Origin of the sequence: Streptomyces sp. NPDC051214 (genome assembly GCF_040682375.1) — a bacterium.
In the GTDB taxonomy this organism is placed as follows: domain Bacteria; phylum Actinomycetota; class Actinomycetes; order Streptomycetales; family Streptomycetaceae; genus Streptomyces.
Genome location: NZ_JBFBAT010000001.1, coordinates 359,930 through 372,254 on the forward strand (window position 1 = coordinate 359,930; position 12,325 = coordinate 372,254).

The window sequence follows — 12,325 nt, forward strand, 5'->3', positions numbered from 1 at the left end:
GGCAGGACCGCGGGCGCCCTCAACAGGAACGGCGCTCTCCGTTAACCTCTCGGCTGTGACTGAAGACCACTCCCACCAGTTCGAACGCGGCACCGACGGCCCGAAGGTGATCGTCGTCGGGGTCGACGGATCGGACTCCTCGCTCCGGGCCGCCGCCTACGCCGGAGGCCTCGCGCGACGGCAGCGGGCCCTGCTCGCCGTCGTCTACATCCAGCCGGTGATGGCCGCGGGCGCCGCGCTCGGCGCCCCGGTGGCCGAGACGACCGACGAGATCGCCGAGGGACTGATCGCCGAGATCAGGGAGTCGGCCGAGCGGGTGAAGGACATATTCGACGTGCGCTGGGAGTTCCACACCTTCCGCGGCGACCCCTACAGCGGTCTGGTCACCGCGGCGGACGACCTCAAGGCCGACGCCGTGATCGTCGGCGCCTCCGAGCAGGCGGGCCACCGGATCGTCGGCTCGGTCGCCGTACGCCTCGTCAAGGCGGGCCGCTGGCCCGTCACCGTGGTGCCGTAACCCCGGGCCCCCAGACTGCTGAACCCTCACACGTACGAGGGGTGTGGCGTCTTCCGTCACGCACGGGCCTGCGCCATCATGATCCGCCATCAGCCGACTGCCGTCCGCGAAAAGGTGGAGCTCATGGCGGGACTCCGGATGGGGCACGGCGTTCTGCGCCGCAAGCCCATCGAACACATCGACGAGACCGAAGAGGGAGCGGGTGGCGGGCTCTCCCGCTCGCTCGGCCTCTGGCAACTCACCGCGATCGGCGTCGGCGGCATCATCGGCGCCGGCATCTTCACCCTCGCCGGGACGGTGGCCAACGGCACGGCCGGGCCGGCCGTCCTCATCTCCTTCCTCATCGCCGGCATCGCGAGCGCGGCGGCGGCCTTCTCGTACGCAGAGTTCGCGGGTCTGATCCCGAAGGCGGGATCGGCCTACACCTACGGCTATGTGGTGCTCGGCGAGCTCACGGGCTGGTTCATCGGCTGGGACCTGCTCCTGGAGTACACGGCGATCGTGGCGGTGGTCGCGATCGGCATCTCGGGCTACTTCAACTTCCTGATCGAGGACATGGGCGCCTCGTTGCCCCACTGGATGCTGGGCGCCCCCGGCACGGGCGACGGCCACAAGGTGGACCTCTTCGCCGCGGTGCTGTGCCTGCTCATCGCCTATCTGCTGACGCTCGGCATCAAGAACGCCGCGCGCTTCGAGATGGTCGTGGTCGTCCTCAAGGTCCTGGTCGTCCTCGTGGTGATCGCGGTCGGGTTCTTCCACATCAACACGGGCAACTACAAGCCGTTCTTCCCCTTCGGCGTCAGCGGCGCGTTCACGGGCGCGGCCACGGTCTTCTTCGCCGTGTTCGGCTACGACGCCATGAGCACCGCCGCCGAGGAGTCCAAGGACGCCCAGCGGCACATGCCGAAGGCGATCCTCTACTCCCTGGCGATCTCGATGGTCCTGTACGTCCTGGCCTGTCTCGTCCTCACGGGCATGCAGAGCTACAAGGACATCGACCCGGAGAGCGGATTCTCCACCGCCTTCAAGTCGGTGGGGCTCGGCGGTCTCGCCGACGTCATCGCGGTCGGCGCGATCATCGGCATCCTCACCGTGATGTTCACCTTCATGCTGGGCGTCACCCGCGTCTGGTTCAGCATGTCCCGTGACGGGCTGCTGCCGAAGTGGTTCGCCAAGACGCACAAGACCCGCCACGTGCCGACGCGGGTGACGTGGATCGTCGGATTCGCCTCGGCCGCCATCGCCGGGTTCCTGCCGATCGGTGAGGCGGCCGAACTGACCAACATCGGCATCCTGCTGGCCTTCGTCGTGGTGTGCGTCGCGGTGATCGTGCTGCGCTACAAGCAGCCCGATCTGCCGCGGACGTTCCGCTGCCCCGGAATGCCGGTGGTGCCCGCGATCGGGGTCGTCTTCTCCATCTGGCTGATCACGTTCCTCCAGTGGCAGACGTGGGCGCGGTTCGCGGTGTGGTTCGCGGTCGGCCTCATCGTGTACTTCGGGTACTCGTACCGGAAGTCGGAGCTGGCGAAGACCGACCGCGTTCCCTAGGTTGTGTAACATCCGCATCCTCTTATCAGTCGTTACTCGGAGGGGTGGCCGGATGTGGGAGCTCGCACGCTCGTGGGTCGAGGGGTGGACCGTCTCACGGAGGGTGCCGCAACCGGTGGACGCACCGTGGGGGCTGAGCATCCAGGTCGGACAGCGGGCCCAGAGGGTCCGTCACGTCCTGCTCGACGCCGATGCCGAGACGGCCCGCGGGCTCATCGGCTCGGTCACCGGACCGGCCACCTGCGTCAAGGGCTTCCTGGCACCGGACGTCATGACGCCGTGGTTCTCGCCCGCGTGGGAGCCGACCGATCCCGGCTTCCTGATGGCGGTCGACCTGCGTCCGTCCGCCGTGCGCGCGCCACGGGGTTACTCGGCCACGACCGAGACCGCCGACGGCGTCATCGGCGTGCGGATCCTGACCGCCGACGGGGAGCTCGCCGCGCGGGGTCAGGTCGGCCTGACGGGCGCGGCGGGCGTCTTCGACCAGATCGTCACCGAGGAGGCTCACCGGCGCCTCGGCCTCGGCACGGTCGTGATGGGCGCCCTCACCGACGCGGCCATCGAGAGCGGTGCGACCACCGGCCTCCTGGGCGCGACCGTGCAGGGCCGGGCGCTCTACGAAACGCTCGACTGGAAGGTCCTCGCACCGCTGACCGGCTTCATCCACCAGCCCGTCGCCCCCTGAACCGCACCCGCGCCCTCCCGAACGGCGGTGCGCCGATGGCGCGGGGTGCGGCGGGGCGGGACTCAGACGCTCTCGATGGACTTCTGGAACTCCCGGGCCATCTGCTCCAGACCCTTGTTCTTCCACTCCGCCCAGAAGGGCTTCCACTCACTCAGCTTCTTGCGGCCGCTGACGATGTCGTTGACCAGGTCGGTCGCCTCCGTCGACATGCGGCCGTAGTGCTGGGTGTACGCGTCGGAGTAGTGGCCGACGACCGGGTTCTGCACGGCGGTCCCGATGAGCTTCTGCTCGGCGGCGTAGACGTCCTTGACGTCCTGGGCGCGGTCGGTGCCCGGGAACGCCGACGCGACCAGCGCGAACGGTGAGGTGGTCGCCGTGGTCAGTCCGCTGAACAGACCCTCGACCTGCTGCTTGCCCTTCTTGGAACGCTCCGGGAAGCCGTTCTTGTCGTACGTGAAGTCCTCGCCCTCGGTGCCGAACTCGAGGAACTCGCGCTCGGTGGTGCCGAACGGCGCGGCCAGGTAGTTGAGCACGCCGAGCAGCATGCGCACGCGCTTCTCGTCGCCCTTCTTGATGGCGGTGTAGCCGATCGTGCCCAGGTGATAGTGGTGCTTCGGCTTCTTGCCGCCCACGCCGAACGGGATCAGGATCTCGGCGGCCAGGGCGGGGTCCTGGACGCGGATGTCACGGCGCGCGTTGAAGGGGTTGGCGTGGACGGTGGCGCCGATCGAGCCCTGCGCCAGCTTGGTGTTCGCGTCCGCCATCTTGGGGTTGCCGGGGTAGAAGACCCCGGCCTTCTTCAGCTTCAGGACGAAGTTGAGGGCCTCGGTGTACTCGTCCGTCTCCTGCCACCAGGTGAGCGAACCGTCCTTGTTCTGGCGCCACTTGTTGGGGGCGCCGAAGCACTGGCTCATCACGCCGGCGGCGTTGACGTAGATCGGCTCGAGGGCCCAGACCTTGCCGCCCGTGACCTCCTTGCACTTGGCGAGAAACTCCTCGGGGCCGCTCGCCGAGAAACCGTCCGCCTTCTCCCAGATCCTCGGATTGCCGCCGTAGACCTGCCCGAAGGCGGGGTACGGGCTGGGAGCGCCCCAGATCTTGCCGTTGACGACGGCGGTCTTCCAGTGCGCGGGGGTCATCGCGGCGAGGTGGGGATAGTCCTTCACCGCGTCCCCGCTGACGTACTGCGTGATGTCCGCGCACTTGGCCTCGAGCAGTTCGGCGATGTGCTGGATGCCCTGGTTCGGCGGTATCCACAGGAGGTCGGGCAGGTCGCCGCCCGCGATGACGGCGGAGAACTTCTCCTCGTATCCGGGGTCGGTTCCCAGGATCGCTCCCAGGTCGACGCCCAGTGCCTTGTTCACCTTCTGCCAGTGCGCGTTGGAGCCCGCGGGGGCCGGCGGCTGGGTCCAGATCTCGGTGAGCACCGTGATCTTCGAACCGTCGCCGGGGGTCTTGGGGACGCTGCGCACCAGGTCCTTGGGGTACGAGAGGAACCCCGCCGACAGGCCCTTCGCGTTCGGCGGCAGATCGGGCTCGACCTTGCCGAAGGGGACGTACGAAGGCAGCTTGACCTTGGCCGATGCCGCCTCACCCGTCTTCTTCGCACCCGAGCCGCAGCCCGTGAGCGAGGTGGCGGCCGCGCCCGCGGCGACGGCGGTGGAGAGGCTCAGGAACGTGCGTCGGGACATGCCTGTCATGGGAATCTCCGCAAAGGGGGTCGTGGGTAGGGGAGGGTCAGCCCTTGATGGCGCCGGTGAGCACGCCCTTGGTGAAGTACTTCTGCAGGAACGGGAAGAGCAGCAGGATCGGGATGAGCGCGATCATGACCACGGCCATGGAGATCGACTGCTGGGGCGGCATGTGGCTGACGCCGAGCTGGTCGCCCGAGATGGACTTGCCCTGGACGACGTAGGTGCGCAGGACCAGCTGGATGGGCCACTTGCCCGAGTCGTTGAGGTAGAGCATGGCGTTGAAGAACGCGTTCCAGTACGTCACGGCGTAGAAGAGGCCGACGACGGCGACGACGCCCTTGGAGAGCGGAAGCACGATGCGGGTCAGGATGCGCCAGTCCCCCGCGCCGTCGATCCGCGCGGCCTGGTAGAGCTCCTCGGGGATGTTCATGAAGAACGCCCGCAGGACGACGAGGTTGAAGGCGTTGATCATGACGGGGAGGATCAACGACCAGTAGGAGTCGAGGAGTCCGAGCTCCTTGACCACCACGTACATCGGCACCATGCCCGGCACGAAGAGCAGCGTGAAGAGCACCATCAGGAGGATCGGCTTGCTGCCGGGGACGCCGCGCTTGCTGAGGCCGTAGGCGAGCGCGATCGTCGTCAGGAGCGAGAGTGCTGTGCCGACGAGGGTGATCAGGACGCTGACGACGACGGCTCGGGAGACGATGCCGCCGGAGAGGATCGTGCGGTACGCGTCCAGGGTCGGGTCCGTGGGGAAGAGGACGAAGCCGCCCGCCTCGGTGATCTCCTCGCGGGAGGCGAGGCTGGTGGAGAGGACGGTGAGGAAGGGCAGGATCATCACGGCACAGATGACGGTGATGACGACGGCCTTGGCGGTCGAGCCGATCTTCGTCGGCGGTTCCTCCCAGGCGGGCCGTTCCTCGCGGGTCCGCGGCGCGCGCAGGGGAAATCCGAAGCTGCTCATTTGCTGTACACCCCGTGCTCTCCGAAGGCGTGGGCGACCTTGTTGGCGCCGTAGATCATCAGGGCCCCGACGACGCCCTTGACCAGGCCCGCCGCGGCGCCGACGCCCCAGTCGCCGTAGACGACGCCGTGGTAGTAGATGTACGTGTCCAGGACTTCCGACGCGCGGGCCCCGACGGCGTCGCGCTGGAGGAGGAACTGCTCGAAGCCGACGGACAGGACGTCACCGAGGCGCAGCACGAGCAGCATGATCGTGACGCCGCGTACGGCGGGCAGGGTGACGTGCCACATGCGGCGCCAGCGTCCTGCGCCGTCGACCGCCGCCGACTCGTACAGGCTCTGGTCGACGCTCGCGAGCGCGGCCAGGTAGATGATCATGCCCCAGCCGATGTCCTTCCAGATCACCTGGCCGGTGATGAGGAGGGAGAAGGTGCTGGGGTCGGTCATCACGTCCAGGGCGGACATGCCGTGGTCGCGCAGGTAGTTGCTGAAGAGGCCCGCGCCGCCGAGCACCTGCTGGAAGAGCGCGACGACCAGGACCCAGGAGATGAAGTGCGGCAGATAGACGACGCTCTGCACGAACTTCTTGATGCGCGGGCTGACCAGGCTGTTGATGAGCAGGGCGAGGGCCAGCGGCGCGGGGAAGAAGAAGATCAGCTGGAGCGCGGCGAAGGCGAGGGTGTTGCGGACCGCCTCCCAGAACGCCGGGTCGGCGAAGAGCTCCTGGAAGTTGGCCAGACCCACCATGGGGCTGTCCTTGAAGCCGATGAAGGGCTGGTAGTCCTGGAAGGCGATGACGTTGCCGAGCATCGGCACATAGAAGAAGAGCAGGAAGAAGAGCAGGCCAGGGGCCATGAGGGCGAGCATCACCCAGTTGTTCCGCAGTCGGACGCGGAGCGGCACGCGGCGGTGGCGCGGCGGCCCGGCGGACTTCGGATCCGCTTTCGGACCTGACCCGGACGGTGGCGGCGACGCGGCTCGTGGCCTGCGTCGCGTTGCTGGGGATGTCACACGTACTCCCTGGCCTGGCGGCACGACGGAACAGAAAAGTGGCAGCCGACAGCCGGGACGGCCGTCGAGAGCCGGCCAATTAAGAAGCCAACTTGCCGAAAGAGAGCCACATCATCGAAGCGTGGCTCCCGCCCGTCAACCACCTTCCGGTCCTAGAGAGTTGGACTTTTCTGCTCGGCGTGCTCGATGTGTTCCAGTGCGAGGCGAGCTGCCCCGATTGCGGTGGATTCCTCGCCGAGTACGGAGGTTTGGACCGTCGGCCGGTAGGGGCAGAGCGCGCCGAGCCGCGCCGCGAACGGCTCGCTGAGCAGGGCGCCCGCGCGGGAGATGCCGCCGCCGAGCACGACGGACTGCGGGTCGAGCACGGCGACATGGCGGGCCAGGCTGTCGGCCAGGGCCTCGGCGAAGGCCCGCAGCGTGTACTTCGCCCCGCCGTCGCCCGCGGCCGCCGCGGTCACCACCGCGCGGGCGGCGTTCTCCCGGGTGGGCCTGTCCGCGCCCTGGTGCCCCGCGAACCAGTCGAGAAGCCGCTGGTAGCAGCGCTCCCAGCCGTCCCCCGCGACCATCTCCCCCGCCGCGCCACGGTGTCCGCGGTGCAGCTGACCGCGCAGCCACAGGCCGATGCCGAGCCGGTTGCCGACGTACAGGTACACGCAGTCGCCGGCGCCCACCGACACTCCCCCGGTGCACTCGGCGAGGGTCGCGAGCTGGATGTCGTTGCCCACGACGACGGGGCCGTGGGCCGAGTCGGCGAGTTCGCGGGTGAGGTCGAGGCCCGTCCACTGGGGCAGCGAGTCGCTCTCCACCACCCGGCCCGCGGCGTCCACCATGCCGCTGGTGCCGACGCCGGTCGCCAGCGGACGCACCTGCGCGGCGGCCGGCTGGGCCAGGCAGCCCGCGATCGCCTCACGGACGGCGTCCAGGCGCTCGGGTGCCGGGAGTTCGGGCGTGACGGCGACACGCTGGGTGGCCACGGTACGGCCGAGCAGGTCGGCGGCGTGCACCAGGATCTTGTGCGCGCCGATGTCCACGCCCAGGACGTGGGCGGCCTCCGCCCGGAAGCGGAACCTGCGGGCCGGTCTGCCCACGCTGCCGCTGCCCGGCGTCAGCTCCACCAGGCGGCCCTCGCGCAGGAGCTGGGCCGTGAGGTCCTGGGCCGTGGGCCGCGACACACCGATGAGCCCCGCCAGTTCGGGCACGGTGATCTCGTCGCGCTCGCGCAGCACGCGCAGGGCGGCGGCCGCGTTGAGGCGGCGCAGCAGCGACGGGTCCCCGCTCATGTCTTGCCGATTCAAGGCGTCCCCCTTGACAGCGCGATCGGTTGATCTCCAGTGTGACCCGGAGCGATTGAGAAACTTACCTAATAAATAGCGCCCTTGGGGGAGCACAGATGGGTGAGACTGGTCATCCGGAGCTTGCGTGCGGCATCGGCTCCTGGGACAGCGACGTCTACGGTAACCACCGGCTTCTCGTGCGCGCCGACGCCACCGACACCGCGGCGCCCGCCGTCGCGGCCGAGCTGCCGTGGCGGCGCCAGGACCCGGACCCCGGCGCGGTGGACGTGATCGTGATCGGGCCGTCCGGGGAACGCGTGCGCAACACCGTCACGGTCGACGCCACGGCCGAGAGGGGGCGCATCGCCTTCGAGCCGGTGGACGGCCCCGGCACGTACGCCGTGCACTACCTCCCGTACGCGCACACGGGCAAGCCCTACTATCCGCAGGCCGCCTACCGGCCCCCGACGCGGACCGCTGACCCCGGCTGGGTGCACCGCTGCGGCCTGCACGACGCCGACGGATGGGGGAAACTGCCCCGTGCGCACGCCTTCGCCTACGAGGCGGCGAGCGCGGTCGACTCCTTCGCCCCGCTCGGCTTCGCGGCGACGCAGGACGAATGCGTCCGGGTCCAACAGACGCACGGCGACGCCCAGTTGCTTCTCTACGGCGAGGACCGCACCCACCCCCTCGGCCGCTACGAACGGCTGCCCGCGCGCTGGGCACTGGCCACGCCCTTCACGCCGCTCGACGTCACCGCGGACCGAGGGGAGTTCCACGCGGTGCAGGTCGGCGTGTACGCACTCCAAGAGCTCGCGGACGTACGCGGCGAGATCCGCGGGCTCCCCTTCTCGACACGATGCCTCAGCACGGGCGGCATCGACGCGCGCGGCCAGGCCTTCGGGCGACGCGTCGCGATCGGTCAGGGACGCGCGGGCGCGCTGTGGTTCGGCGTGGAGGTGCCCGAGGAGGCTCAACCCGGCCTGTACGAGGGGGAGATCGCCGTCCGCGCGCCCGGTGTGCCGGAGCGCGTGCTGCCGCTGCGCATCACCGTCGGCCGGGACGTCGTCCCCGACGGTGGCGCAGGTGAACCGTGGCGGCTCGCCCGGCTGGGCTGGCTGGACTCGACGCTCGCGCAGGACGACGAGCCCGTGGCGCCGTTCACCCCGGTCGAAGTGGCCGCCACGGACGACGGACAGCGCCTTACGCTGCTCGGCCGCACCGTCGAGCTCGGCCCGGAAGGGCTCCCCCGGCGGCTTGTCTCCACCTTCACGCCGAGCGTCACGCGCGCCGACGGTCCGCCTCGCGACCTGCTCGCCGCACCCGTCACCCTGGACCTCGGCCGCCCTCTGGCCCATGGGCCGCTCAGCCTGGACCGGCCGGGCCCCGCGCGGGTCCGCTGGTCCTCGCGGGCCGCAGGACAGGACGTACTCCTGCGCACCGAGGGCGAGTTGGAGGCCGACGGCTTCCTCGTCGTGCGCGCCACCGTCGAGGCCACGGCCGACACCGAACTCGACGTGACGCTGGACGTGCCGGTGCGCGAAGAGGTCGCGCGGTACGCGATGGGGCTGGACCTGACGGGCCGGGCGTGTCCCGCCGCATACGACTGGGCATGGGACACGCCCACCCGCAACCAGGACTCCTTCTGGCTCGGCGATCCGGCCGCGGGGCTCCAGCTGAGCCTGCGTGATGAGCACTACGCACGGCCGCTCAACACCAACTACTACCGCGAGAAGCCGCTGCGCACCCCGCGCTCCTGGGCGGGCGACGGGACGGGCGGGGTGCGGCTGCGCACGAGCGAGGGCGTGCGCTGCCTCTCCGCCTTCAGCGGTCCGCTCACACTGCGCGCGGGCGAGACCCGCTGCTTCGAGTTCCGGCTCCTCCTGACCCCGTTCAAGCCGCTCGACCCGGCGCGGCAGTTTTCCGAGCGCTACTTCCACGCATACGCGCCGCCCTCGGAGATCGCCGGGTACGGCGCCAACGTCGCCAATCTGCACCACGCCACGCCGCCCAACCCGTACATCAACGACCCGCTCCTGGGCGCGGACGCCCTGCGCTCCTACACCGAGGAGGCGCACCGGCTCGGGATCCAGGTCAAGGTGTACGACACGGTGCGCGAACTGACGCGTCACACACCGGAGTTGCCGGTGCTCGCCTCGCTGGGCGACGAGATCTTCGCACCCGGGCCGGGGGGCGGGCACGCGTGGCTGCGGGAGCATCTGGGCGGGAACTACGTGCCCGGGTGGGTGGCGCCCGATGTGGGGGACGTCGCGGTCGTCACCTCCGGCGACTCGCGATGGCACAACTCCTATGTGAGCGGGATCGAGCGGTTGCGGCGGGTGGTCGGCGTCGACGGGCTCTACCTCGACGACGTGGCGTACGACCGGACGACCATGAAGCGGGTCCGCAAGGTGCTGTCCGCTTCCGGCGAGCGGCCACCGCTGGTCGACCTGCACTCCTGCAACCAGTACCGCGAGCCGGACGGGTTCGCCTCCAGCGCCAATCTGTACGCGGAGCTGCTGCCCTACGTCGACCGGCTCTGGCTGGGAGAACTCTTCGACTACGAGGGCGAGGACGGAGCCGCCGGGGGCGATCCCGCGTACTGGCTCGTCGAGATCTCGGGCATTTGCTTCGGCCTGATGGGCGAGATGCTGGAGGGCGGCGGCAATCCCTGGCGCGGCCTGGTCTTCGGGATGACCGCGCGGGCGCCCATGACGGACGTACGGCCGCTGTGGCGGGCCTTCGATCAACTCCGGCTGCCCGAGGCGGAGATGACGGGTTGGTGGGCCGGCGATGCGCCGCCGGTCCGGACCGGACGGGACGATGTCCTCGCCACCACCTGGGAGGGCCCGGGAGGAACCGTGACGGCCCTTGCCTCCTGGGCCGCGGAACCCGTGGACATCACCCTCGCCACCGCCACGGGCCCCACCACCGCATACGCCCCGGAGATCGAGAACTTCCAGCCGGAGCGGAAGTTCGCCGCGGGCGAGGCGATACGGGTGGAGCCGGGGCGGGGGTGGCTGGTGCGGCTCGGGTGAGATGCCGCCCGGAGCCGTGCACGTGCACGGCTCCGGCACGGGCTCACCAAACGCCCCCTCCCGCTACTTGCCCATCAGCAGGCCCGCCTTGCCCGCGCCCCGGCTCAGGACGATCGCGCGGATGCGGTCGCGGATGGCCGCCACGTCGGCGCCGCCTTCCAGCGCCGTGTTCAGGTTGGTCACGCGGCCCGTGGCCGTGTTGAACCACTGGGGGATGAACTCGGCCTTCTTGACCTCCCAGCGGCCGCCGGAGGCCGCGGGCGGGACGAACGTGAAGCGGCCGAGGGTGCCCTGGTTGCCCCGGGGGTCGTTCGCACCCTCGTGGTTGATCATGTCGCCGGCGATCTGGTCGCCCATGCCGTACAGGACCCAGGTGCCGTTGACCTTCTCGTAGGCCTGCGGGACATGCGCGTGGGTGCCCAGGATCAGGTCGATGTCCGGGCGGCCGCCGGTCCTCGACGCCGTGAGCTCCTTGCCGAGGCTCAGCTGGCGGCGGTCGGGGGCGTCCTGCCACTCCGTGCCCCAGTGCACCGAGACGACGACCACGTCCGCGCCCGCCTTCCGCGCGGCCCGCGCGTCCGCGATGATCCGCTCGCGCTCCATGAGGTTGACCGTCCAGGGCTCGCCCGGGGGCATGGGGGCGTCGTTCGTGCCGTACGTGTACGCGAGCTGCGCCACCTTCGCGCCGCCCGCCCGCAGCCAGGCGGGCGATCTGCCCTCGGCGGCCGTGCGGCCCGAACCCGCGTGCTTGACGCCTGCCTTGTCGAGCGCGGCGAGGGTCCGGCTCACTCCCGCCGAGCCGTCGTCGAGCGTGTGGTTGGAGGCGGTGGAGCAGGAGTCGTACCCGGTGGCCGCCAGGGCTTGGGCGATCTGGGGCGGGGACTTGAAGCTGGGATAGCCGGTGTAGTCGCCGTTCTCGCCGTAGATCGTCTCCATGTGACAGATCGCCAGGTCCGCCTTGGAGACGACAGGCTTGACGTCCTGGAACATCGGCACGAAGTCGTAGCCGTGGCCGCCCGCGTCGGCGCTGGCCCTGTCGATGATCGAGGAGTGCGGGAGCACGTCCCCGGAGGCGACGAGGGTGAAGGCGCGCGGGGCGCCCTGGCCGCCGCCGGCCGCCGACGGGGCGGGGGGCGGAGCGTCCCGATTACCGCCTTGGGTGTCTTCCCGCGGTCTTTCGCTGCGCTGCTCCGTATTCCGCTCCTGGGTGGGCTCCGTATTCGCCGTGCAGCCGGCTGTTCCGGCGAGAGTGGCTCCGATCATTGCCGCGGTCAGAAGGGCTGTTCCCTGGGGTGTGCGCTGCGTCATCGGCCAGGCTCCATGAATGGGGGTTATTCGGCGAAATGAATCCACATTCGGACACAATGCCGAGTCAAGCAGCAATGCCGTCATAGTCCCCGAAACGGACTTAAATCATCCGGCCATGTGACACGAAGAACAGAGGGGGCCCTACCTGCGACGAAACCGAGGGCTTGGTCAAGCCTCCGTAAAGCGCCTTGCTCGGAGCCCCCTTCGGGTAATCGGCTGTCCTCATCCGTGTTCCGGATTGGGGGCCAGAGGCCGGCGACGCGCACGGATCGGAGGAAGGCGAG

At 69.8% G+C, this 12,325-nt stretch carries 9 protein-coding genes; 4 read left to right on the top strand and 5 right to left on the bottom strand.

All coding sequences use genetic code 11. The features are described from left to right. The first annotated feature begins 55 nt into the window (after nt 1-55). The 3 genes from AB0M70_RS01710 (at nt 56) to AB0M70_RS01720 (ending at nt 2,750) form a co-directional block, all read left to right on the top strand. A complete protein-coding gene (locus AB0M70_RS01710; RefSeq protein WP_365815199.1) occupies nt 56-517 on the top strand; it encodes a universal stress protein in 462 nt (153 codons plus the stop codon). 123 nt (nt 518-640) lie between these two features. Continuing rightward, the gene (locus AB0M70_RS01715; RefSeq protein ID WP_365815201.1) at nt 641-2,065 is read left to right on the top strand and encodes an amino acid permease; all 1,425 of its coding nucleotides are present in this window, start codon (nt 641-643) and stop codon (nt 2,063-2,065) included. 115 nt (nt 2,066-2,180) lie between these two features. Further along, nucleotides 2,181-2,750, top strand: a complete 570-nt coding sequence (locus AB0M70_RS01720) for a GNAT family N-acetyltransferase (RefSeq protein WP_365815203.1) — start codon at nt 2,181-2,183, stop codon at nt 2,748-2,750. A 62-nt stretch (nt 2,751-2,812) separates the two neighbouring features. Here AB0M70_RS01720 and AB0M70_RS01725 read toward each other — a convergent pair whose 3' ends face one another. The 4 genes from AB0M70_RS01725 to AB0M70_RS01740 form a co-directional block, all read right to left on the bottom strand. Beyond that, nucleotides 2,813-4,441 carry a hypothetical protein gene (locus tag AB0M70_RS01725; protein ID WP_365815205.1) on the bottom strand — a complete coding sequence of 543 codons (1,629 nt, stop codon included), beginning with the start codon at nt 4,439-4,441 and terminating at the stop codon, nt 2,813-2,815. Nucleotides 4,442-4,487: 46 nt separating this feature from the next. Beyond that, nucleotides 4,488-5,411: a carbohydrate ABC transporter permease gene (locus AB0M70_RS01730; protein WP_365815207.1), complete on the bottom strand. Its 924-nt coding sequence runs from the start codon at nt 5,409-5,411 to the stop codon at nt 4,488-4,490. Next, nucleotides 5,408-6,421 carry an ABC transporter permease subunit gene (locus AB0M70_RS01735; RefSeq protein ID WP_365815209.1) on the bottom strand — a complete coding sequence of 338 codons (1,014 nt, stop codon included), beginning with the start codon at nt 6,419-6,421 and terminating at the stop codon, nt 5,408-5,410. The genes AB0M70_RS01730 and AB0M70_RS01735 overlap by 4 nt, the downstream gene beginning before the upstream one ends. A 152-nt stretch (nt 6,422-6,573) precedes the next feature. Continuing rightward, a complete protein-coding gene (locus AB0M70_RS01740; protein ID WP_365815211.1) occupies nt 6,574-7,716 on the bottom strand; it encodes an ROK family protein in 1,143 nt (380 codons plus the stop codon). Between the two features lie 95 nt (nt 7,717-7,811). Here AB0M70_RS01740 and AB0M70_RS01745 point away from each other — a divergent pair, with 95 nt between their 5' ends. Beyond that, nucleotides 7,812-10,733 carry a glycoside hydrolase domain-containing protein gene (locus AB0M70_RS01745; RefSeq protein WP_365815213.1) on the top strand — a complete coding sequence of 974 codons (2,922 nt, stop codon included), beginning with the start codon at nt 7,812-7,814 and terminating at the stop codon, nt 10,731-10,733. 63 nt (nt 10,734-10,796) lie between these two features. Here the strand turns inward: AB0M70_RS01745 and AB0M70_RS01750 are convergent, their stop codons facing one another. Then, nucleotides 10,797-12,041 carry a CapA family protein gene (locus AB0M70_RS01750; RefSeq protein ID WP_365815215.1) on the bottom strand — a complete coding sequence of 415 codons (1,245 nt, stop codon included), beginning with the start codon at nt 12,039-12,041 and terminating at the stop codon, nt 10,797-10,799. Nucleotides 12,042-12,325: the final 284 nt, after the last annotated feature.

Coding starts and splice junctions, on each gene's coding strand:
- AB0M70_RS01715 (WP_365815201.1), top strand. CDS start 641: ATGGCGGGACTCCGGATGGGGCACGGCGTTCTGCGCCGCAAGCCCATC.
- AB0M70_RS01725 (WP_365815205.1), bottom strand. CDS start 4,441: ATGTCCCGACGCACGTTCCTGAGCCTCTCCACCGCCGTCGCCGCGGGC.
- AB0M70_RS01730 (WP_365815207.1), bottom strand. CDS start 5,411: ATGAGCAGCTTCGGATTTCCCCTGCGCGCGCCGCGGACCCGCGAGGAA.
- AB0M70_RS01745 (WP_365815213.1), top strand. CDS start 7,812: ATGGGTGAGACTGGTCATCCGGAGCTTGCGTGCGGCATCGGCTCCTGG.
- AB0M70_RS01750 (WP_365815215.1), bottom strand. CDS start 12,041: ATGACGCAGCGCACACCCCAGGGAACAGCCCTTCTGACCGCGGCAATG.